The organism is Streptomyces sp. NBC_01334 (assembly GCF_035983595.1).
GTDB classification, from domain to species: domain Bacteria; phylum Actinomycetota; class Actinomycetes; order Streptomycetales; family Streptomycetaceae; genus Streptomyces; species Streptomyces coriariae.
Genome location: NZ_CP130718.1, coordinates 611143 through 633876 on the forward strand (window position 1 = coordinate 611143; position 22734 = coordinate 633876).

Annotated in this window: 18 protein-coding genes; 7 read left to right on the forward strand and 11 right to left on the reverse strand. The window is 72.0% G+C overall.

Going from position 1 to position 22734, the window contains the following annotated elements; all coding sequences use genetic code 11:
• The first annotated feature begins 34 nt into the window (after positions 1–34).
• Positions 35–301: a hypothetical protein gene (locus OG736_RS02800; RefSeq protein ID WP_327180962.1), complete on the forward strand. Its 267-nt coding sequence runs from the start codon at positions 35–37 to the stop codon at positions 299–301.
• A gap of 60 nt (positions 302–361) precedes the next feature.
• On the opposite strand, the gene lexA is transcribed toward OG736_RS02800, so the two are convergent.
• From lexA to OG736_RS02820, 4 genes are all read right to left on the reverse strand, one after another.
• Positions 362–1033 (reverse strand): transcriptional repressor LexA, encoded by a 672-nt coding sequence (gene lexA, locus OG736_RS02805; protein ID WP_327180963.1) that lies wholly within the window; start codon positions 1031–1033, stop codon positions 362–364.
• 137 nt (positions 1034–1170) lie between these two features.
• On the reverse strand, positions 1171–2229 hold the full coding sequence (locus OG736_RS02810; RefSeq protein ID WP_327180964.1) for a threonine aldolase family protein: 1059 nt from the start codon (positions 2227–2229) through the stop codon (positions 1171–1173).
• A gap of 71 nt (positions 2230–2300) precedes the next feature.
• Complete coding sequence (locus OG736_RS02815) at positions 2301–2951, reverse strand: TetR/AcrR family transcriptional regulator C-terminal domain-containing protein (protein WP_327180965.1); 651 nt, start codon at positions 2949–2951, stop codon at positions 2301–2303.
• A 109-nt stretch (positions 2952–3060) separates the two neighbouring features.
• Complete coding sequence (locus tag OG736_RS02820) at positions 3061–3414, reverse strand: ArsR/SmtB family transcription factor (RefSeq protein WP_020127220.1); 354 nt, start codon at positions 3412–3414, stop codon at positions 3061–3063.
• A gap of 139 nt (positions 3415–3553) precedes the next feature.
• Between OG736_RS02820 and OG736_RS02825 the strand changes: the two genes are divergently transcribed.
• Complete coding sequence (locus tag OG736_RS02825) at positions 3554–4531, forward strand: quinone oxidoreductase family protein (protein WP_327180966.1); 978 nt, start codon at positions 3554–3556, stop codon at positions 4529–4531.
• Positions 4532–4858: 327 nt separating this feature from the next.
• Positions 4859–6679 (forward strand): serine/threonine-protein kinase, encoded by a 1821-nt coding sequence (locus OG736_RS02830; protein WP_327180967.1) that lies wholly within the window; start codon positions 4859–4861, stop codon positions 6677–6679.
• A gap of 72 nt (positions 6680–6751) precedes the next feature.
• Here the strand turns inward: OG736_RS02830 and OG736_RS02835 are convergent, their stop codons facing one another.
• Positions 6752–7174, reverse strand: coding sequence for a VOC family protein (locus OG736_RS02835; RefSeq protein ID WP_327180968.1), 423 nt, complete (start codon positions 7172–7174; stop codon positions 6752–6754).
• A gap of 91 nt (positions 7175–7265) precedes the next feature.
• Between OG736_RS02835 and OG736_RS02840 the strand changes: the two genes are divergently transcribed.
• Positions 7266–8264, forward strand: coding sequence for a helix-turn-helix transcriptional regulator (locus OG736_RS02840; protein WP_327180969.1), 999 nt, complete (start codon positions 7266–7268; stop codon positions 8262–8264).
• A 76-nt stretch (positions 8265–8340) separates the two neighbouring features.
• Positions 8341–9516: a spore photoproduct lyase family protein gene (locus OG736_RS02845; protein WP_327180970.1), complete on the forward strand. Its 1176-nt coding sequence runs from the start codon at positions 8341–8343 to the stop codon at positions 9514–9516.
• A gap of 46 nt (positions 9517–9562) precedes the next feature.
• Here the strand turns inward: OG736_RS02845 and OG736_RS02850 are convergent, their stop codons facing one another.
• Entirely contained in the window at positions 9563–10264 is a 702-nt protein-coding gene (locus tag OG736_RS02850) for a TetR/AcrR family transcriptional regulator (RefSeq protein WP_327180971.1), read from the reverse strand.
• Between the two features lie 152 nt (positions 10265–10416).
• On the opposite strand from OG736_RS02850, the gene OG736_RS02855 reads away from it, so the two are divergent.
• Together OG736_RS02855 and OG736_RS02860 are read left to right on the forward strand one after the other, a co-directional pair.
• The gene (locus OG736_RS02855) at positions 10417–11955 is read left to right on the forward strand and encodes an APC family permease (RefSeq protein ID WP_327180972.1); all 1539 of its coding nucleotides are present in this window, start codon (positions 10417–10419) and stop codon (positions 11953–11955) included.
• A gap of 70 nt (positions 11956–12025) precedes the next feature.
• Complete coding sequence (locus tag OG736_RS02860; protein ID WP_327180973.1) at positions 12026–13693, forward strand: amidohydrolase; 1668 nt, start codon at positions 12026–12028, stop codon at positions 13691–13693.
• 46 nt (positions 13694–13739) lie between these two features.
• Here the strand turns inward: OG736_RS02860 and OG736_RS02865 are convergent, their stop codons facing one another.
• From OG736_RS02865 to OG736_RS02885, 5 genes are all read right to left on the reverse strand, one after another.
• The gene (locus OG736_RS02865) at positions 13740–14342 is read right to left on the reverse strand and encodes a sarcosine oxidase subunit gamma (RefSeq protein WP_327180974.1); all 603 of its coding nucleotides are present in this window, start codon (positions 14340–14342) and stop codon (positions 13740–13742) included.
• Complete coding sequence (locus tag OG736_RS02870) at positions 14335–17640, reverse strand: sarcosine oxidase subunit delta family protein (RefSeq protein WP_327180975.1); 3306 nt, start codon at positions 17638–17640, stop codon at positions 14335–14337. Before OG736_RS02870 ends, OG736_RS02865 begins: the two co-directional genes overlap by 8 nt.
• Positions 17641–17651: 11 nt before the next feature.
• The gene (locus OG736_RS02875) at positions 17652–18884 is read right to left on the reverse strand and encodes a sarcosine oxidase subunit beta family protein (RefSeq protein WP_327180976.1); all 1233 of its coding nucleotides are present in this window, start codon (positions 18882–18884) and stop codon (positions 17652–17654) included.
• 221 nt (positions 18885–19105) lie between these two features.
• Positions 19106–21544: a GcvT family protein gene (locus tag OG736_RS02880; protein WP_327180977.1), complete on the reverse strand. Its 2439-nt coding sequence runs from the start codon at positions 21542–21544 to the stop codon at positions 19106–19108.
• Between the two features lie 207 nt (positions 21545–21751).
• Complete coding sequence (locus OG736_RS02885) at positions 21752–22729, reverse strand: ABC transporter substrate-binding protein (protein WP_327180978.1); 978 nt, start codon at positions 22727–22729, stop codon at positions 21752–21754.
• Between the last annotated feature and the right edge of the window lie 5 nt (positions 22730–22734).

A 22734-nucleotide genomic window follows, 5' to 3' on the forward strand; every position in this document is an offset into this window, starting at 1 on the left:
CGGTCGTCATCCCCGGGACCGGCCTGTCGGAGGAGTGGAGACGGGCACCTCGGACCCGGGCCCTCCCCCGGCGGAGATCTGCTGGCGGGCGGCTGACGGACGTCGTGCTCCGGAGGACGGCCGGTCCCCCGACGGATCCCTGCTGGCCACAGGCGACTTCAACGGCAAGGTCATCCTCTGGGACACGACCGGTCCGGAACGGGTGGTCCGCCGGGCCTGCGCCCGACTGGCCGACGCGGGACTGTCACCGTCGGACTGGAAGCGCTACGCGAACGGGACGGAGTATCTCAAGAGTTGCTGACAAGGCCGCCCGACGGCGCGCAGCCACCCGTCCGGTCCGCGCGCGGACGGAACGCCCGCCCTAGAGCAGGCGCAGGACGCCGACGACCTTGCCGAGGATCTGCGCCTCGTCGCCGCGGATCGGCGCGTAGGCCGGGTTGCGGGGCATGAGCCACACCTGCCCGTCCTGGCGACGCAGCACCTTGACGGTGGCCTCGTCGCCCAGGAGCGCGGCGACGACGTCCCCGTGATCGGCGCTGTCCTGGCGCCGTACGGTCACGATGTCGCCGTCGCAGATCGCCGCGTCGATCATGGAGTCGCCGGCGACCGTCAGGGCGAACAGGTCGCCGTCGCCCACGACTTGGCGGGGCAGGGCGTAGACGTCCTCGACCATCTCCTCGGCGAGCAGCGGCGCGCCCGCCGCGATCCGGCCGACGAGCGGTACGTCCACCCGCGTCTCGCTCCTGCCGCCCAGGTCGGGCGCCCACGAGGGCCGGACCCGGTAGGCGCGGGGACGTTGCGGATCCCGGTAGAGCACGCCCTTGCGCTCGAGGGCCATCAACTGATGGGCGACCGAGGACGTGCTGGCGAGGTCCACGGCCTGGCCGATCTCCCGCATCGACGGCGGGTAGCCCTGCCGTTGGACCGACTCCGTGATGTAGCGGACGATGGCCGACTGGCGGTTCGTCAGCTCTCCTTCGGCGGTCCGGGGCCCCGGGGGACGCCCCCGGCGGGCGGACGCGGTGTTCTCCATCCGGGGCACCTCCGTGCAAGATCGTTCGGAATGACCCTAACCTGCCATCCCTCATAAATGGAACACCTTATCGAATCCGGCCGGCTCGGGGGTCCGTGATCCCGGTCTCGGTGCCGCCTTCCCGAAGCTTCGGCCGGTCAGACGGCGTGGCGACCGACATCCCGGAGAAGGTGGTCGACGTCCTGCGGCGTGGTGGCGAAGGAGGTGACGAAGCGTACGACACCCGGCTCCCAGCGGTCGTGGTAGAAGGCGTAGCCGTCGGCCAGGAGCCCCTCGGTGACCTGTCGGGGCAGACGGCAGAAGACGATGTTGGCGTCGGCGGTGCCGAGCAGGCCGACCTCGGGTATCGCTTTCAGTCCCTCCTGGAGTCGGACGGCCATGGCGCCCGCGTGGGTCGCGTTGCGCAGCCACAGGTCGTCGGTGAGGTAGGCGTCGAGCTGGGCGGCGTGGAAGCGCATCTTGGAGGCGAGCTGACCGGCGCGCTTGGCCCGGAACGCCAGTTCGGCGGTGAGGGAGCGGTCGAAGACGACGATCGCGTCGGCGGTCATCGTGCCGTTCTTGGTGGCGCCGAAGGACAGCAGGTCGACGCCCGCCCGCCAGGTCAGCTCCGCGGGGGTACAGCCGAGCGAGGCGACGGCTCCGGCGAACCGGGCGCCGTCCATGTGCAGCCGCAGCCCCGCCTCCCCGGCGATCGAACCGAGGGTGCGGATCTCGTCGAGGGTGTAGACCGCTCCGGTCTCCGTGGCCTGGGTGACGCTCACCACCGAGGGCTCGACGCTGTGCACGTCCCCCGCCTTGTGCCGTGCGGCCGCGCGCAGTTCACCGGGGTCGATCTTGGCGTCGTCGCCGCCGAGCGGCACCAGCTTGGCGCCCGCCGTGTAGAACTCGGGCGCCCCGCACTCGTCGTTGTTGATGTGGCTGTCGCGGTGGCACAGGACGCTCCCCCAGGGCGGCGTCAACGCGGCCAGACTCAGCGCGTTCGCGGCGGACCCCGTGGAGACCGGCAGCACGTCGACCTCACGCTCGAAGAGGTCGCTCAGACGACGCCGGACCGCGGCCGTGGTGTCGTCGGCCCCGTAGGGCATGGCCGGGCCCGCGGCCGCCCGGGCCACGGCCTCGATGATCTCCGGGGAGGCGCCGGCGGCGTTGTCGCTGCTGAACACGCGCGCGACGGGGGCGGGGGCGGTGGTGCTCATGGTGGAAGTCCTCGCTGTGCGTTGACGGCTCGAAGCGGCAGGGGCGGCGCCCCGTGCGGGGGAACGGGGTGTCACGGGGCGGACCGGCGCGGGTCCGCCGCACGGATGAGCTGGTCCAGGGCGCCGTGGTAGACCTCGTGGTCGGTCACGGCGGTGACGATCGCGGCCAGGTTGCCGGTCAGCGCCGGGTACTCACCGGGGTCGAGTGCGGCCAGCGCGGTGCGGGTCGCCGCCTGGGCGGACCTCGGGTCCCGGTGGTCGACGAAGCTCGCGCTGCCGAGGGTGAGCAGGTACATGCGCCGGTACGCGACGATCGCCTCCTCGGCGGTCATCCCGGCGGCAAGACTGTGGGCGAGCTGCGGCTCCACCAGGCGGGCCAGCAGGTTCGGGCCGAGCCAGGGCCGCGCCCCGCGCAGGGCGAGCAGTCCCGGATGGGTCGCCAGCAGTCGGTACAGCGCGGTGAAGCGGGCCCGGGTGGCAGCCGCCCAGTCGGCGTCCGGGCCGACCTCCGGCAGTCGGGCGGCCAGGTGGTCGGTGCACAGGTCCAGCAGTCCGGCCAGGTCGGTGCAGCGACGCTGAAGGGAGGCGAGGGAGATCTCCAGGCGGGTGGCCAGCGCCCGGAAGGTCAGTGCCTCCGGGCCGCCCTCGTCGATCAGGAGCAGGGCGGTCTCGGCGATACGGTCCGGCGTCGCGCGGTCCAGCGCAGGAGAGTGACGGGGCATACGAGTCATCGTACGGTACGGCGTATCGAGCGGGCCCGGCCAAGGCGGTGCACCGCCTCGCCAACGGGAGGCGACCCGACGGCAGGCACCGGCGCACGGGGCCCGCCGATCACTCGGCGGCGACGGCCCCGTCGTCACGCAGCAGCAGGGCGAGCAGCCCGGGAAAACGCTCCTCGAACTCCTCGCGGCGCAGTCGATTGACCCGCTTCGGGCCCTCGTCGCGCTGTTCGACCAGGCCCGCGCCGCGCAGGACCGAGAAGTGGTGACTGAGCGCGGCCTTGCCGACGGGCACGTCGAAGCTGCCGCAGCTACGCGTCCAGTCGGCGGAGCCCGCCAGGTCGCGGATCAGCTTGATGCGCACCGGGTCGGAGACCGCCGACAGCGCCGTGAGCACGGACACCTCCCTGGGATCCGTGTGCACCGGCGCCGCGCGGTGACCACCGCCCGCAGCCTCGTTCGACATGCCTCTCCCGCCTCAACGCCTGCCCCGACGGGACACCTCGCGGAGCGTCCCGGCGGGTTGCCGAGTGTTCGACGCATATCTTACAGTCCGAGTGTTCGCTTTCCGTTGAACACTCATCGAAGGGTGCGGTGATCCCGTCATGCGCGCAGTCGAGTTCCAGGAGTACGGCGCCCCCGAGGTGCTGCAGGTCGTCCGGGCCGAGACCCCCGCACCCGGGCCGGGCCAGGTCAGCATCGACGCCGCCTACGTCGGCGTGAACTTCGCCGATCTCAAGGCGCGCGCCGAGGGATACCGGGTGCAGTCACTGCCGTTCCGGCCCGGCCTGGAAGTGTCCGGACGGGTCCGGGCCGTCGGCGACGGCGTGCAGGGGCTGCGGCCGGGGCAGGAGGTCGCCGCACTGGTCGGCGGTGGCGGCTACGCGGAGGTGGTCGTCGCCGACGCCGTCACCGTCCTCCCGCTCCCCGAGGGCCTGGACCTGCGTACCGCCGCCACTCTGCCCACCGTGGTGCCCACCGCGTACGCCCTGCTCCACGAGGTCGGGCGGCTGCGGGCAGGGGAGACCGTGCTGGTGCAGGGCGCGGCCGGCGGCATCGGCACGGTGGCCGGTCAGCTGGCCCGGGCGGCGGGCGCCGGCGCCGTGTACGGCGTGGTGTCGTCCGCGGCGAAGGCCGAGCACGCGCTCAAGCACGGCTACGACGAGGTGTTCGTCGGTGACGCCTTCGCCGCCGACGTCCGCCGCGCCACCGGTGGCAAGGGGGTCGACCTGGTGCTCGACCCGGTGGGCGGTGAGACCCTGCGCCGCGGACTCGACGCGCTCGCCGTCTTCGGACGTCTGGTGTCCTTCGGCAACGCGAGTGGCGCCGAACCGTGGCACGTCGGGCAGCCCGACCTGTACGCGCAGGGCCGTTCGGTCGGCGGGTTCTCCATCCTGGGGCTCGCCCAGTCCGCACCCGAGGCGCTGCGCGCCCTCGCCGAGCGCGCCTTCCGTACGGTCTCCGACGGCACCGTGAGCCTCCCGGTCACCGCGGAGTTCCCGCTGGCGGACGCGGCCGAGGCGCACCGGCTGATGGGCGGGCGCACATCGACGGGGAAGCTGCTGCTGCGGACGGCCGACTGAGGGCGGTCGCGGCGCTCACCCGCCCGACGGCCACCGGTCACGACGTGCACCACTCCCCCGCCGACCAGGATGCCCACGCCCGTGAGGAACGACGCCACGCGCGGGCGTGAGGCGCGAAGGAAGACGCGCAGGAGTCGCACATCTGTACTGATAAGTTCCGAATATCCCCTGGCCGGTTTTTCGCCAGTAGGGTGAGCGGGCGGTCGGGCGAAAGACACACCGCCACCGGGGAGTTCCGGATGTGCCGCCCTTTCGTCTGCCGCTGTTCCGGAACTTCGGGCGGCCGGCCTGTTGTCGCGCCGCCCTGTGTCACCAGGGGGGCAGGCCATGCGGGTGCTCGCGGACAGATACGAACTGGTCGAGGCCGTCGGACGCGGCGGAATGGGGGAGGTATGGCGCGCAACCGACCGGGAGCTCGGCCGCACCGTCGCGGTGAAGGTGTTGCCGCCGGAACTCACCCGGCACGAGGAGTTCCGCGTCCGGTTCCGCCGCGAGGCGCGCACCGTGGCCTCGCTCAACCACCGGAACATCGCCGTGCTGCACGACGTCGGCGAGGACACCACCGATGACGGGACGACTCCGTTCCTGGTCATGGAGTTCATCGAGGGGCGCACGCTGACCGCCGCCCTGACCGACGGCGCGTTCACGGTCGTCAGGGCGCTGGCGGTCGCCAGGGACATCGCCGACGCCCTCGCCCACAGCCACGCCCAGGGCTTGATCCACCGCGACATCAAACCGTCCAACGTCATGCTGACGTCCGAAGGCGGCATCAAGGTCCTGGACTTCGGGATCGCGAAGGTCGTCGCGGAGACCACCACCCGCCTCACCGCGACGGGCATGACGGTGGGCACCCCCGCCTACCTCTCCCCCGAGCAACTCACGGGCCGGCCGGTGGACGGCCGCTCCGACCAGTACTCCACGGGCTGCCTGCTCTACGAACTGCTCACCGGGCGCCCCCCGTTCCGCGGCGACTCCCCCTTCGCGGTGATGCACCAGCACATCAGCCAGGAGCCGGTCGCGCCCTCCCGGCTGCGCCCGCAGATCCCGGCCCTGGTGGACGACCTCGTGCTCCGGACCCTGGCGAAGGACCGTGAGCAGCGGCTCGGCAGCGCGGCGGAGCTGCGGGACACGTTGACGGCGACCCTGACCGCGCTCAGCGCCCCGGCGGCCACGCCCGGGCCGCGGACCGCCGCCCCGGCCCCGGGCGCGCCGCCCGCGCCCGCCGTGCCGCCCGCCCGCACGAAGGCGGACACCGAGGCGGGTCCCGGGCACACGGCGCTGGCCCGACAGGAGACCCGTACCGCGCTGACGCCGCCCCGGCCCGCCGTCCCGCCTCCCGGTGGTCCGGTCGACCCGGTCGTGCCCGGCGCCGCGGACGGTGACGCCCCGACGCCGTACACCGCGCCGACGAACGGCGGCAGCCCGTCGTCCTCGCCCGGCGGGCGGCGGTTCACCGTCACCACCGGCAGGATCGTCGCCCTGCTGGGCATCGTCGTCTCCGGCGTCGTCACCATCGGCTGCCAGGACGCCTACGCGGACGCGTCCGACGAGCTCGTCGGTGTGTGGGTGGCCGCCGTCGTGCTCGGGCTCGCCCTGTTCCGCTGGTTTCCCGTCACCTCGACCCTGTTGTGGTGGGGAGCCGGGGCCCTGGTCATGGCGAGCGTCGCGGTCGGCGGCGGGGTCGACGACTACGACTACACCTCGGTCACCGAGAGCGACTTCGGCACCCTCTACTACTACGACTCCTCCTACGGCGCGTACTACGAGCTGCCGGCCGACTCCTCCGGCTACCGGCTCTTCGAGGACGACTACAGCGGCGGGTACGATCCCGCGCAGGCCGACGTCAGCCACGACTACACCGCGCACGACAACATCGAGATCCTCGCCGTTCCGGCGCTCGCCCTCGCCACGCTGTGTCTCGTCCGCGCGTTGAGCCGGCGACGTCCCTCGCCCCTCGCCGCGGCCGCCGGCCTGACCCTGGGCGGTCTGGGAGTCGGCTGGCTGGCCCTCGGTTCGGACGAGCAGGCCGGGGTGTTCTCGGTGGGCTGGGGCGTGATCGTCATCATCGGCGTCGTCCAGGAGATCCGGGCCCGCAGGAACGCCCCGCCTCCTGTCCGCCGCCGTCTGCGGTTCGTCACGGCCGACTAGCGGGCCGCGGCCGCGTGCGGGGCTCGGGGAACCGCGTCCCGCGCAGCGGCCTCTCGCTGCCGAGGCGCCGTCTCACGGGGTCGGTGTCACCCGGTCGCCCAGGGCGAACTTCGCGATCGCCGCCGGGGTGACCGGGGTGAAGAAGTTGACGAGGTTGCCGTCCGGGTCGCGGAACAGCAGCGATCGGTTGCCCCAGGGCATGGTGGTGGGCTCGTTGACGAAGTCGGTCACGAAGCCGGTCAGGTTGCCGTGCACGCGGTCCACGTCGTCGACGAGGAACTCGAGGATCACGCTGTGGTTGTCGGCGGGGCGGGACGAGCCCGGCGCGAACAGCGGGACCGTAGGGGCACCGGCGATGGCGAGGGTGGCGCTGGGCGTCCTGAGTTCGGCGAAGTCCTCGGTGAACCACGTCGCCGGCGCCCCGGTGGCCCTCTCGTAGAACTCGACGAGGCGTGCGACGTCCCCGGTGATGATCCGGATCGAGACGAAGTCCATGGTGCTCTCCTTGGTTCTGAAGCCGTTGCGCCTCGCACGCTAGAACGAATAGTGGACAGAATCGGTCCACTATTCGCGCTAGGGTCGAAACATGTCCCGACCCACCGGCCGCGTCCTCACCCTTCTGGAACTGCTCCAGTCGGGCGGTACCCGGACCATGCGCGAACTCGCCGACCGGCTCGGCGTGGACGGACGCACCGTGCGGCGGTACGTGGACCAGCTGATCGACCTCGACGTCCCCGTCGAGTCGGTGCGCGGCCGCTACGGCGGCTACCGCCTCGCCCCCGGCTACCGCCTGCCTCCGCTCATGCTCAGCGACGACGAGGCGATCGCCGTACTGCTCGGCCTGGTCGCCGGCCGCCGAGCGGGGCTGACGACGGCGACAGCCACCGCGAGCGAGACGGCGGCGGCCAAGATCCGGCGTGTGCTGCCGGACCGCCTGGCCCACCGGCTCGACACCGTCCTGGCGTCCCTCGCCTTCACGGAACCTCCCGGCGAGTTCGCCACCCCCGACGCCGGGGTGCTGCTCACCCTCGCGGACGCGGTACGTCACGGCCGACCGGTCTCGGTCAGGTACACCGACCGCGGCGGCCGGCGCAGCGATCGCACGCTGCACCCGTACGGGGTGGTGGCCCATGAAGGCCGGTGGTACGTCACCGGCACGGACCCCGGGATCGGGGAGGAACGGACCCTCCGACTCGACCGCCTCACCGACGCGCGGACCCTGCCCGGGTCGTTCGAGGCACCCGCCGGACCGGACCCGGCGCAGCGTGTCCTGTCCGGGTTCGCCACTGCGGCGTACCGGCACGAGGTGACCCTGCGGATCCACGGGACGGTCGAGCAGATCCGCGCCCGGCTTCCCGCGAGCGTCGCGCGCGTGACGGATCCGGCCTCCGCGGCGGACACGGATCCGGCGGCCGAGCGCTGGCTGCTCGTCGAACTGCGGGCCGAGCGACTCGACTGGCTGCCTCCGGTACTCGCCTCCCTCGACCGGCCGTTCACCATCGAGCGCCCCGACGAACTGCGCGACCTCGTGATCGCGCTCGCGGACCGCCTCGCGACCCACGCCCGAGGGGCGGCGTCGCGCTGACGTGCGCCGTAAGCTGGGCGGTGCGGATTCGTCCGTGTGATCCGCTCAGTCCCGCTCCAGCCGAACCGGAACGTGCATGCACTCCCCGTCCGCCGACCCGGACGACGGCTCCGACGCCCTGTTCGGGCTCGACGCCATCGGCCCCGAGCCCCCTCCGAGCACCGGCCGGCAGTCCTTCCGTGACTCCGACGCCGCGCGGCGACTGCTGCCCGTACGGGAGATCCACGCCGAACCCGCGGCAGCCGCCTCCCCGCGCGGCCGACAGATCATCGCCCGGTTTCCCCGGGCGCGGCTGGTCGAGGTCGAGTCCCACTGGGGCATCCCGGGGCTGCACGGCAACGAGGGCAACGTCGGGCGCTGGGTGCGGGTCAAGGGCGAGACGCTCGTCCTCGGGGAGCGGAAGTCGCCGACGACGCGTCCCAACGGCCGGTCCGCGGACTGGATCGCACCGGGCGCCTCCAACGGCTGCGCGATGGCCTGCGCCTACTGCTACGTGCCGCGCCGCAAGGGGTACGCCAACCCGGTCACCGTCTTCACCAACATCGACCGGATCATCGCCCACATCGGCCGGCACATCGCCCGGCAGGGCCGGAAGCCCGAGCCCAACCAGTGCGACCCCGAGGCCTGGGTGTACGACATCGGAGAGAACGGCGACTGCTCGGTGGACGCGCTGATCTGCGACAACACCGCGGACCTCGTGCACGCGTTCCGGCTGTGGCCGACGGCCAAGGCGTCCTTCGCGACCAAGTTCGTCAACCCGGACCTGCTGGCGTTGGACCCGCGCGGCCGGACCCGCATCCGTTTCTCGGTGATGCCCCCGGAGGACTCCCGGCTGCTGGACGTGCGCACCTCACCGGTCGCCGAGCGGATCGCCGCCGCCGCGGACTTCCTGGACGCCGGGTACGAGGTGCACTTCAACCTCTCGCCCGTCGTCGTCCGCCCCGGTTGGGAGGAGGCCTGGACGGAACTCCTCGATCATCTCGACGACGTCCTGCCCGACCGGGTGAAGCGGCAGGCCGCCGCCGAGGTGATCATGCTGACGCACAACCGGGAGCTGCACGAGGTCAACCTGGGCTGGCACCCCCGGGCCGAGGACGCCCTGTGGCGACCGGACCTGCAAGAGACCAAACGCTCCGAGAACGGCGCACTGAACGTCCGCTACGCGAGTCCCGTCAAGGGGCGGGCGGTGGACCGACTTCGTGCGCTGATCGCCTCGCGAGCCCCCTGGCTGCGCGTGCGCTACGCGTTCTGAGACGAGAGGGGCGGCACCTCCCGGAAGGTGTCGCCCCTCGCACACGTCAACGCGGCCGGCTCCCCGGGGCGCGGACCCTCAGCGCCTCCAGCAGAAGGTCGATCGCCTCCTCGAAGGAGCTCTCCCCCATGGCGTGCAGCTCTCGGCGCACCGTGGTCAGCGCGGGGTACGAGGCGGGGTCCAGACCTTGGTACACCTCGCTCCACGCCCGGTCGTCGCTCTCACGCTGCTGCCGCGGGAGCGCCTGGCACGCGGCGTCCATGGCCGCGTGGCCGAGCACGGTGTCGATGAACGTCAGATACAGGCGCGTCGCGTCGGCCGGTCCGAAACCCGCGGAGAGCAGGAGACCGATCCCGGTCTCCACGGCCCGGATCTCGTTGGGCCGCCGGGTCACCCGGTACGAGGCGAAGGCGGCCGCACGGGGGTGCGCGAGGTAACCGGCGCGGACCCGCAGGGCCATCTCACGCAGTGCGGCCACCCAGTCGTCGCCGGGGACGAAGCCCGCCATGGCGTCGCCGATGATCCGGTCGGCGATGGCGAGCACCAGGTCGTCGGTGCCGTGGAAGTAGCGGTAGAGGGCGCTGGGGTCACAGCCGAGGGCGGTGCCGAGCCGGCGCACACTGAGCGCCTCGGGACCGTGCTCGCCGATCAGCCGCAGCGCGGTCTCCACGATCAGCTCCTCCGACAGCAGCACCCCCGAGCGCGTGGGGCGACGGCGGCTGCGCTCCTGCGGGACACGGGTGGTCATAACGGGTGCTCCTGCCGGTCGGGGCCGCGTAGCAGCAGTGAAGGGGGCCCGCACCCTTATGTCAACAGGATTGACGCAAGACTCGCGCGAGGTGTTCCATCACAGTCCCGCGCGGCTCTTCCCTCGTCCTCCCTCCCCGCGAGGAGCCCTTCATGCCCCTGTCCCCCCGGCCGTCGACCCCGCCCGCTCCGCCGTCACCCGTCCCGTCCGGTGGACCCGGCACCGGACTGCGCCGCTCCCTCGGCGTCGTCGACGGGGTCGCCATCGCGGCCTCCAGCACCGCCGCCACCACCAGCATCGCCATCGGCATGGGCACGATCGCCACCATCGTGGGCCTCCAGGCCCCGGCGCTGCTGCTCCTCGCCTTCCTGCCCGTGCTCGGTATCGCCACCGCCTACGCCCGTCTCAACCGCTCCGAACCCAACTGCGGCAACGGCTACACCTGGGTCGGCCGGACCCTCGGCCCCTGGCCGGGATTCCTGACCGGCTGGGTCACCGTCGTCGGCTCGGTGATCTTCTGCGCCTACACCAGCGCGGTCATGGGCTCGGTCGTCCTGATCTTCGCCGACAAGGCAGGACTGCACACCCTGGCGGGCATCACCCTCGATCCGGCGTCCACCGGTGTCAGTACGGCCGTCGGGCTGGTGCTGCTGCTCGGCCTGACCGCCCTCGCCGTCACGGGCACCCGCGCCACCACCCGCTTCCAGTTCGTGCTGCTGGTCTTCGAGTACGCCGTACTGCTGGGGTTCTGCGGCTGGGCCCTGATCACCGGCGGGCAGTCCTTCTCCCTCTCCTGGTTCAACCCCTTCGAGATCGCCGACGGCACCGCCTTCGCCCAGGGCATGGTCCTCGCGGTGTTCTTCTTCTGGGGCTGGGACGCGGCCTTCAGCGTCACCGAGGAGACCAGGAAGCCGGGCGACGCGGCCCGCGGCGGTCTGATCGCCCTGTTCGCGATGCTCGGCCTGTTCCTCTTCGCCTCGGTCGCCTTCCAGCGGGAGATGAGTCTGACCGAACTCATCGAGAACGGTCCGCAGGCCCTGCCGTACCTCGCGCGGAAGCTGGCCGCCGAGCCCTGGGCCACCCTGCCCGTGGTCGCCCTGATGTTCTCCGCGGCGGCCTCCGTGCAGTCGACGCTCATTCCCACGGCGCGCGGACTGCTCGCGATGGGCCGGGACCGCACCATGGGCCCGGTGTGGACCCGGGTGCACCCGCGGTACGGCACGCCCGCCGCCGGAACGGTCGTGGTGCTGGCCATCGCCTCCGCGATCGCCCTGCTGGCCGTCGCCATGCCGCGGCTGAGCGACATGCTGCTGGCCGCCGTCAACGCCATCGGTCTGCTCGTCGCCCTCTACTACGGACTCACCGCGCTCGCGTGCGCCGTCCGCTTCCGCTCCGCCGGACGCGAAGGGCCGCGCACGGCGGTGTCCGCCGTGGGGGTGCCCGCCGTGTCCGGTCTGGTGCTGCTGGGCCTCGGCGGCTATCTCGGCTACTCGTACCTGACCATGAGCGACCACTTCGAACTCAGCCCCGACAACGGCTGGTTCATGTTCTCCCTGCCCGCCGTCATCGTCCTCGCCGGCCTCGGCATGGCCGCGGTCGCCAAGTACGTCCGCCGTTCGCCGTACTTCACCACCGGACGCGGCACCGACGCCGAGACCATCGTCCTGCCCATGGACCGCACGGCCGTCTGAGTCCTCACCCGCTCCCGGCCGCACGCTCCGCTGTCCTTCCGCCCCCATCCCCTCCACGGAGTCCACACCCATGTCGCAGTCCCAGGTCACGGGTCCCGCCGAACTCGTGTTCACCGGCGGGCCCGTCCACACCGTCGATCCCGCCCGCAGCCGCGCCACCGCCGTGGCCGTGCGCGGCGGGCGGATCACCGCCGTCGGCCACGACGAGGTACACGCGCTGATCGGCCCGGGTACCGAGGTCGTCGACCTCACCGGCAGGCTGCTGCTGCCCGGCTTCCAGGACGCCCACGTGCACCCGCAGGGCGCGGGTCTGGAACTCGGCCTGTGTCACCTCGCCGACACGGTCGACCCCGCCGGGTACCTGCGGCGGATCCGGACGTACGCCGACCGGCACCCGGACGCCGAATGGATCACCGGCGGCGGCTGGTCCCTGGAGGCCTTCCCCGGCGGCTCCCCCACCGCCGCGGCCCTCGACGCCGTCGTCCCCGACCGGCCGGTCTTCCTGCCCAACCGCGACCACCACGGCGCCTGGGTCAACACCCGGGCTCTGGAGCGGGCCGGTATCGACGCCCGCACCCCCGACCCCGCCGACGGCCGCATCGAACGCGACGCGGACGGAAACCCGACCGGCATGCTCCAGGAGGGAGCCGTCCACCTGGTGGGCCGGCTGGTGCCCGACCCCACCCCCGAGGAACAGCTGGCCGCCCTGCTGCGCGCCCAGGCCGTGCTGCACTCGCACGGTGTCACCGCCTGGCAGGACGCCATCGTCGGCGCCTACGCCAACATGACGGACCCGGCCCCCTCCTACCGCACGGCCCTGGACCGGGGGCTGCTCACCGCCCGCGTCGTCGGCGCGCTCTGGTGGGACCGCGAACGCGGGGCCGAGCAGATCCCCGAACTCGTCGCGCGCAGGCAGGAGTTGAGCGAAGGCCGGTTCCGCGCCGGCGCGGTGAAGATCATGCAGGACGGCATCGCCGAGAACCACACCGCGGCCATGCTCGACCCGTACCTCACCGGTTGCGGCTGCGCCTCGGACACCAGCGGCATCAGCTTCGTGGAACCCGGCGACCTGAGGAAGTACGTCACCGAACTCGACGGACTCGGCTTCCAGGTCCACTTCCACGCCCTCGGCGACCGCGCCGTGCGGGAGGCGCTCGACGCCGTCGAGGCCGCCCGGACCGCCAACGGCACCCGGGACACCCGCCATCACCTGGCGCACCTCCAGGTCGTCCACCCCCACGACGTACGACGGTTCCGGGCACTCGGCGCCACCGCCAACCTCCAGATGCTGTGGGCCGCCCACGAACCGCAGATGGACGACCTCACGCTGCCGTTCCTGGGCGCCGAACGCGGCGCCCGGCAGTACCCCTTCGGTGACCTGCTGCGTGCGGGCGCGACGCTCGCCGCGGGCAGCGACTGGCCGGTGAGCAGCCCCGACCCGCTCCAGGCCATCCACGTCGCCGTCAACCGCGTCTCGCCGGACGCCCCCGAGGGCACCCCGAGGTTCCTTCCCGGACAACGCCTCGACCTCGGCGCCGCCCTCGCCGCGTACACGGCGGGCAGCGCATATGTGAACCACCTCGACGACCTCACCGGCAGCATCACCGTCGGCAAGGCCGCCGACCTGGTCGTCCTCGACCGGGACCCGTTCACCGGCCCGCCCGAGGAGATCGCGGCCACCCGGGTCCTCCAGACCTTCGTGGAGGGAGAACGCGTCCACGCGGCGCCCGACGCCTGACGCCTGACGCCCGGCCAGGCACCCGTACGCGTTCACCCGTACGCGTTCAGCTGTATTCCACGGCCGCGTCCAGCAGCCAGTTCGTCAGGTGATCGGCGAAGGAGGAGCGCACCAGCACCCAGAAGCCCGCTCTGGGCTCGTCGCGGGCGACCAGGACGACCTGGGTGCGGGCCAGCGTCGTCTGGGCACACCGGCCGGGGCCGAAGGCGCGCGGGTGCAGATCCAACCGGCAGCCGTGGGACAGCAGGTCGCGGGCGCGCGGTCCGCCGACCAGGACGGTGGTGCGCTGGGCGGAGACGTCGGTGACGGAGACGGGCGTGTCCCCCGCCGCCGAGCGGATCCGGCTCTCCAGATCCCGCTGGGTACCGGGCAGGCCCACCACCAGCCACTCGTCGGGGCCGAGCCACACCGCGCGCAGGTCCCCTCCCCGCACGACGGTGTCGGGTTCCAGGGGCAGCTGCAGCCCCAGGGCCAGTCCGACGGCGTCCGCCGCCGGGCTCTTGGCGTCGAGGCGGACGTTCAGCTGGGCCAGGAAGGGGACTTCGGCCAGGCGGATCGCGCCCCCGGACGCGCGCGTCGCGGCGGCGAGGCGGTCGGCGGCATGCGCCAGAGGGCTGCGCTGACGTGCGGTCGAAGCGGTGTCAGCCATCGCGGCGGGCTCCCTCGGGGTCGTAGAGGACGGGGCTTGCGACCGTCACCGGAACCAGCCGGTCGCCCACGGGCGCGTAGAGACGTTCACCGATACGGTCCCGGCCGCCCTTGACCAGGGCGAGCGCGAAGGTACGGCCGAGGGCGGCGCTGCGGTAGCTGGAGGTGACGTGGCCGAGCATCGGGACGGGCGGCGCGGGCAGCACACTGTCGGCGACCAGGTGGGTGCCCTCGGGCAGGAAGGTCCCCGGGTCCTCGGGGAGCAGGCCCACCAGGTGCTTGCGGTCGGTACGGACGGTGTCGGCGCGGGCGTACGAGCGCTTGCCGATGAAGTCGGGCTTCTTCTTCGACACCGCCCAGCCCATCCCGAGGTCCTGGGGGGTGACGGTGCCGTCGCTGTCCTGGCCGATGATCGGGTAGCCCTTCTCGGCCCGCAGGACGTGCATGGTCTCCGTGCCGTAGGGCGTGATCCCGTACGGGGCGCCCGCCTCGTACAGCGCCTCCCACAGGGCGAGGGCCTCCCACGGCGACACGTTGATCTCGTAGGCGAGTTCACCGGAGAAGCTGATCCGGCACACCCTGGCGTCGATGCCCGCGACCGTCGTGTCCCGCCATGCCATGAACGGGAAGTCGTCGTTGGCGACGGCCAGCCGGGGTGCGAGCGAGCCGAGCACCTCGCGGGAACGCGGGCCGACCAGGGCGACGGTGGCCCACTGTTCGGTGACCGAGGTGCAGTGGACGCGGAGTTCGGGCCACTCGGTCTGGAGCCACTCCTCCATCCAGTCCAGTACGGCGGCCGCATTGCCCGTGGTGGTGGTGACCAGGAAGCGGTCCTGGTCGAGGCGGATGACCGTTCCGTCGTCGAAGATCATGCCGTCCAGGCGGCACATGACGCCGTAGCGGATCATGCCGACCTTCAGGGTGCTCATCATGTTGGTGTAGAGCCGGTCGAGGAAGACGGCGGCGTCCGGGCCCTGTACGTCGATCTTGCCGAGCGTGGAGGCGTCCATGAAGGCGACGCTCTCCCGGGCGGCCGCGCACTCGCGCAGCACGGCCGACTGCATGTCCTCGCCGTCGCGCGGGTAGTACCAGGGCCGCTTCCACTGGCCGACGTTCTCGAAGAGGGCGCCGTGCGCGACGTGCCAGGCGTGGACGGCGGTCGTGCGGATCGGGTCGGACAGCGCGCCGCGGTCGCGGCCGGCGAGGGCGGCGAAGGAGACGGGGACGTAAGGCGGCCGGAACGTGGGCAGGCCCAGCGCCGAGATGTCCACGCCGAGGAGTTCGGCGACGATCCCGCTCGCCAGCGCCCCGCCCGTCTTGCCCTGGTCGTTGGCGGTGCCGGCCGTGGTGTAGCGCTTGGTGTGCTCCACCGAGCGCAGGCCCGCCCCGGTCGCCCGCGCCAGGTCGTCGAGCGTGACATCGCGTTGGAGGTCGACGAACCGGGGCGCTCCGGTGGAGGTGGGAACGGCGAACACCTGCATGGGCGGGGTGTGCGGTGCGGCTGCGACGGCCGGGAGGGCGGGCGCGTCGGCGGGGTGGCCCTCCGCCTCTACCGCGCGGGCGCCGGCCGCCGCGCCCTGCGCGAGGGTTGCGGCGAGATCGAAGACCCCGTTCGCACTGCCCACGACCTCCACGGCCTGACGGCAGCTGTCGGGAACGAACGTGCCGAGCACGTCGTCGTGGCGGAGCTTGCCGCCCGCCTGGCTGAACAGATGCGCGACGGGGTTCCAGCCACCGGAGACCAGGAGCAGGTCGACGGTGAACTCCCGCCGTCCCGGCTCGACTTGCTGTCCCGACGCCGCTTGCTGTTCGGGCGCCACCTGCTCTTCCGCGGACTCGCCGTACGGGGCGACCGTGACGGCGGTGAGGCGGGTCCCGCCCCGGGTGTCCGTGACCGCGTGTCCGGCCAGTACCACGAGCCCGGCGGACCGGGCGCGCTCGGCCCACTCCCCCGGCTCGGACCGGGTGTCGACGATCGCCGCGACGTCCACTCCCGCCGCCGCCAGGTCGAGCGCGGCAGCGTAGGCGCTGTCGTTGGTGGTGAACACCACCGCTTGCCGGCCGGGCAGGACCGAGTACCGGTGGAGGTACGTCCGGGCCGAGGCGGCCAGCATCACACCGGGGCGGTCGTTGTCGCCGAACGCCAGCGAGCGCTCGTGGGCGCCGGTCGCGAGGACCACGCGCCGGGCGCGGATCCGCCAGACACGCTCGCGGGAGACCTGCTCCGGGGCCTCGGCGCCGAGGTGGTTGGTGCGGCGCTCGACAGCGAGAAGGTGGTTGTCGTCGTAGTGGCCGAAGACGGTGGTGCGCGGCAGGACGCGTACCTCGGGGGCGGCTTCGAGCCGTGCGCGCGTCGCCTCCACCCAGTCGAGGTGGCCGCCGGTGCCGAGCAGGCTGCCGCCGGGTTCCGGCTGGTCGTCGGCGAGGATGACGCGGGCGCCGCTCCGTGCTGCCGCCGCCGCGGCCGCGAGGCCGGCCGGGCCCGCGCCGACGACCAGCAGGTCGCAGTGGGCGTGTACGGCGTCGTAGCGGGCGGGGTCCGGTTCGGTGGCCAGGCGGCCCTGACCGGGGAGGCTGGTCGCGACGAGGCCGTCGTGCAGCTCGACCGTCGTCGCGGGGAGCATCGGCTCGGGGAAGGGTTCCTCGATCTGGATGACGGCGTTGGGTTCCTCCACGCCGGCGGAGAAGATGCCGCGGGGGCGGCCGAGTTTGATGCTGGTCGCTGTCGCGATGACGCCGTTGGCGAGGAGGGCGGAGGCGAGGGTGTCGCCTCGGTAGCCCTGGTACTCGGTGCCGTCGAAGGTGAAGGTGAGGGGTCGGTCGCGGTGGATTCGGCCACCGGTGGCCAGGCGGTGCGGTTGGCTCTCGAGCCGTGGCGGGGGCGCCGCCCCCGGACCCCCGTTCGGCCCTGACGGGACCTCGTCCTCGATCGCCGGACCGGCTGAGCCGGCGGCCGGGCGCGGTGGGACGGCCGGGCCGGGCTGCGAAGGGGCCGGACAGGCTGCGTCAGCGAGCCCGGGCTGCAGGGCGGTCGGGCGCTCCTCGCCGGCCCGGTACACCGCCAGGACCTCGTTCGTCGAGGTGTCGCGCACCGCGTTGAACCACTTGCGGCAGCCCGCCGCGTGGCTCCACCGTTCGGCGAACGGGCCCTTGGGGTTGTCGCGGAAGAAGAGGTAGCGCGCCCACTCCTCGTCGGTGAGGGCGGCGGGGTCCTCGGGGTAGGGCACGTGCGCCTGGCCGCCGTAGTGGAACTCGGCCTCGTCGCGGGGCCCGCACCACGGGCAGGAAATGAGCAGCATCGTTCGGCTCCCTAGTGGGCCACCGCGGCCGCGCCGTGCTCGTCGACGAGCGCGCCGGTGGTGAAACGGTCGAGCGAGAAGGGGGCGTTGAGGGAGTGGGGGGTGTCGTGGGCGATGGTGTGGGCGTAGACCCAGCCGACGCCCGGAGTGGCCTTGAAACCGCCCGTGCCCCACCCGCAGTTGAGGTAGAGGTTGCCGACCGGGCTGAGGCCGACGATCGGCGAGGCGTCCGGGCTGACGTCGACGATGCCGCCCCAGGTGCGCAGCACATGGGCGCGGGCGAAGACCGGGAAGAGTTCCAGGGCGGCGGACATCTGCTCTTCGATGATGTGGAAGGCGCCGCGCTGGGTGTAGGAGTTGTAGGCGTCGATGCCGGCGCCCATCACCAGTTCGCCCTTGTGCGCCTGGCTGACGTACACGTGGACGGCGTTGGACATGACCACCGTGGGGTGGACCGGCTCCAGGAGCTCGGAGACCAGTGCCTGCAACGGGTGACTCTGGAGGGGGAGTTCGATGCCGGCCATGGCGGCGAGGACCGAGGTGTGGCCGGCCGAGCACAGGGCCACCTTGCCCGCGGCGATGGGTCCGCGCGTGGTCTGTACGCCGACCACCCGGCCGCCGACCACGTCCAAGCCGGTGACCTCGCAGTTCTGGATGATGTCGATGCCGGCGGCGTCCGCGGAGCGGGCGAATCCCCAGGCGACGTAGTCGTGTTTGGCGATGCCGGCGCGCGGCTGGTAGGTGCCGCCGAGGACCGGATAGCGCACGTCGGGCGAGATGTTGACGATCGGGCAGACCTCTTTGACCTGCTCGGCGTCGAGCCACTCGGCGTCGACGCCGTTGAGCCGGTTGGCCTCGACCCGCCGCACACTGTCGCGGACGTCCTGGAGGCTGTGGGCGAGGTTCAGCACGCCGCGCTGGGAGAAGAGGATCGGGTAGTCGAGCTCTTCCGCCAGCCCCTCCCAGAGTTTGAGGGCGTGCTCGTAGATGCCGGCGCTCTCGTCCCACAGGTAGTTGGAGCGGATGATCGTGGTGTTGCGGGCCATGTTGCCGCCGCCCAGCCAGCCCTTCTCCAGGACCGCGACATTGGTGATGCCGTGGTTCCTCGCCAGGTAGTGGGCGGTGGCCAGACCGTGACCGCCGCCACCCACGACGATCACGTCGTACGACCGCCTGGGCTCGGGGTTGCGCCAGAGCCGGTCGGGGTGGTCGGGGAGATCGGCGCCGGGGGTGCTGGGGCTCATCGGACAGCTCCGTCGTGCGAGGGCGGATAGAGCGGGTGCTGGGCCACGAGGGCCTCGATGCGGGCGGTCGCCCTGCCGTCAGGCAACAGTGCGGTCACTGACCGTGCTCCTTCCTGCGAGCCTGTGCTGCAACGCCCCAAGGGACGCGGGGAACTGCGCGACCGGCCACGACGGACCCGCAGCGCAACGACGACCCGTCGCGGGCATCCCCGATGCATCGCTCAGCCACGGAGGCGGGACATCGTCGGGTCGAACAGCGGCTCCTCGGCCACGACCGCCTCCACCCGCCGGTCGAAGTAGCCGATGTGGACCGCCGTCCCGGGGACGGCGAGTTCCGCGGGGAGCCAGGCGTAGGCGATGCCCTTGCCGATCGTGTAGCCGTAGGCGGCACTGGTGACGTAGCCGACCGCGCGGTCGCCGTCGTAGACCGGCTCCTTGCCCAGGACGACCGACCGCGGGTCGTCGATGGTGAGACAGGTCAGCCTGCGCCGGACGCCTTCCTTGCGGCGCTCCAGGGCGGCCTTGCCGAGGAAGTCGCCCTTGTCGAGCTTGACGGCGAAGCCGACGCCGGCCTCGTAGGGGTCGTGCTCGAAGGTCATGTCGGTGCCGAAGGAGCGGTAGCCCTTCTCCAGGCGGAGGCTGTTGAAGGCGCCGCGGCCGGCGATGACGCCACCGAGCGGCTTCGCCGCCCGCCACAGGGTGTCCCACAGTTTCAGGCCCTGGTCGGCGGTGGTGTAGAGCTCCCAGCCGAGCTCGCCCACGTACGACAGCCGCATCGCGGTGACGGGCACCGAGCCGATGTAGGCGCGCTTGGCGCGGAAGTACTTCAGGCCGTCATTGGAGAAGTCCTCGTCCGTCAGCGGCTGGAGGACCTTGCGGGCCAGGGGGCCCCACAGGCCGATGCAGCAGGTGCCGGGGGTGATGTCGCGCACCTGGACGGTGCCGTCGGCGGGGAGCCGGCGCGCGAACCAGTCGAGGTCCAGGTTGCCGTTGGCGCCGACCTGGAAGAGGTCGGGGGCCAGGCGGGCGACGGTGACATCGCTGCGGATGCCGCCGTCCCGGTCCAGGAGCAGGGTGTACGTCACCGAGCCGACCGACTTGGCGACCTTGCCGGTGGTCAGCCCCTCCAGGAAGTCCGCGGCGCCCCGGCCACTGACCTCGAGCCGCTTGAGGGCGGTCATGTCGTACATCGCGACGGTCTCGCGGGTGGCCTGTGCCTCTGCGCCGACGACGGGCGACCAGTACCGCGCGGCCCAGTCGTCGGGCGTGGGGATGTTGCGGCCCTCGGCCAGTCCCGCGTTGGCCTCGTACCACTGCGGGCGCTCCCAGCCGTTGGCCTCCAGGAAGAACGCGCCGTGCTCCTGCTGGCGGGCGTGGAAGGGGCTCGTGCGGATCGGACGCGGGTCGCCCGAGGGCTGGAGGGGGTGGAGGATGTCGTAGACCTCGACGAAGTTGCGGCAGTCGCGGGCCAGGACGTACTCCGGGGACAGCTGGTGCGGCTCGAAGCGGTTGACGTCGCACTCGTGCAGGTCGAAGGACGAGCAGAAGCCGTCGACCAGCCATTCGGCCATGGCCCGGCCGACGCCCGCCGAGTGCGTGACCCAGACCGCCTCGGCCACCCAGAAGCCCTTGACGTCCGGGGACTCGCCCAGCAGCGGGAAGTTGTCGGTGGTGAAGGAGAACAGGCCGTTGATGCCCTCCTCGACCTTGGCCTCCTGCGTCGCGGGGAGCAGGGACCGGGTCTCGGTCCAGGCGTCGGCGAAGTCGTCCTCGGTGAACTTCAGGACCGACGGCATGTCGTCGGCCTCGTCGACGGAGAGGATGTCGTCGGCCGAGACGGGCATCGGCCGGTGCCCGTAGTAGCCGATGCCGATGCCGTCGAAGCGCTCGCGGTAGTAGAGGTCGGCGTCCTGGTGGCGCAGGATCGGCCGCACCGCCTCCTGCGTCCGGCCCGCGAGCGCCGGGATCGGGCCGGTCCAGGCGAGCTGGTGGGCGAGCGGGGTCAGCGGGAGGTTCATGCCGACCATGCGGGCGATCCTCGGGCCCCAGATGCCGGCGCAGCACACCACGATGTCGGCCGCGATCTCGCCGCGGTCGGTGAGGACACCGGTCACCCGGCCCTCGCTCTGCTGTATGTCCAGCACTTCGTGGCGGGCCAGGAAGGTGACGCCGCGCTCGGTGGCCCGGCGGATCTGCGCCTCGACGGCGAGGACGGCCTTGGCGATCCCGTCGGTCGGGATGAGGAGGCCGCCGAGGATCCGGTCCGGGTCGACCAGCGGGTGCTGCTCGACGCACTCGGCGGCGCTGAGCAGGCGCGCCTCGATGCCCCAGGCGGTGATCCAGCCGAGGCGGCGGTGCAGCTCCGCGAGGCGTTCGGGGGTGGTGGCCACTTCGAGGCCGCCGACCTGGAGGAAGCAGGGCTTGCCGTCGACGTCGAGGGAGCAGAACTTCTCGACGGTGTAGCGGGCCAGCTCGGTCATGGTCTTGGAGGAGTTCGTCTGGAAGACCAGGCCCGGGGCGTGCGACGTGGAGCCCCCGGTCGCGGGGAGCGGGCCCTGGTCGACCACGGTCACATCGGTCCAGCCGCGCGCGGAGATCTCGTCCGCGAGTGCCGCTCCCACGACGCCCGCTCCGATGATCACCACTCGGGGTCCCGCCATCGCCGCACCTCCGGATCGAAAACCAGTCGAGTTGCTTTCTGCGCAACATAGTTCAGGTTGCGCAACTCAATGTGCCTGTCGCGGACAGGGGGTGTCAAGAGGTCCGGTGACGTCGGGAAACAGCCCGAAACGCGGCAATGCCCGGCGGGCGGCGCACACAGGTGCACACCGCCCGCCGGGCATCTCCGACCGTCCTGCCGACGTGGGTTACTTGATCCAGGCGTCGACCTTGGCGCGGTTGGCCTCCACCCACTTCTTGGCCGCAGCGTCCGGCGACAGCTTGTCCACCGCGATGTACTTGGCCACGGTGTTCTGGTCGTCGTTCGTCCAGTTGAACTTCTTCACCAGGTCATAGGCCGGGCTGCCGGACTTGGCGAACTCGGCGCTGACGATCTTGTCGAGGTCGTAGACGGGATAGTCGCAGGCGATCTTCGCCGCATCGGCGTCGCACCCCGTCGTGTAGGCGGGCAGATCAACCTTGACCAACGGCACCTCGGACAGGAACCACTGCGGCTCGTAGAAGTAGCCGATCACCCATTCCTTGTTCTTCTCGGCCTTGCGGAAGGACTGGATGAGCGCGGTCTCGCTGCCCGCGTACACCACCTTGAAGTCCAGCTTCAGGTTCTTCACCAGCGCCTCGTCGTTGGTGACGTACGACGGGTCCCCGTCCAGCAGCTGGCCCTTGCCGCCGGACTCGGAGGTCTTGAACTCGGCCGCGTACTTGTTGAGGTTCTTCCAGTCGGTGATGTCCGGGTGCGCCTTGGCCAGCCACGGCGGCACGTACCAGCCGATGATGCCCTTGTTGCCGGTCGAGCCGGCCGCCACGGCGGTCTTCTGGTCGGTGATGTACTTCTTCTTCAGATCGTCGTGGCCCCAGTTCTCCAGGACGGCGTCGACCTCGCCCGTCCCGAAGCCCTGCCAGGCGATCTCCTCCTTCAGGTCCTTCTTGTTGACCGTACAGCCGAGGTCGTGCTGCGCGACGTAGGCGACGACGGCCGCGTCCGCCTCGTAGCCCACCCACGGATTGACGGCGAGGTTGAAGGTTCCGCACTTGCCCGAGCTGCCCGCATCCGCGGAGTCGTCACCGACCTTCGCGCCGCCGCAGGCGGTGAGGGTCAGCCCGATGACAGTCACGACGGCTATGCCGGCCACGCCGGTTCTCCACGGTCGTACTTGTGTTGCCATGCTGG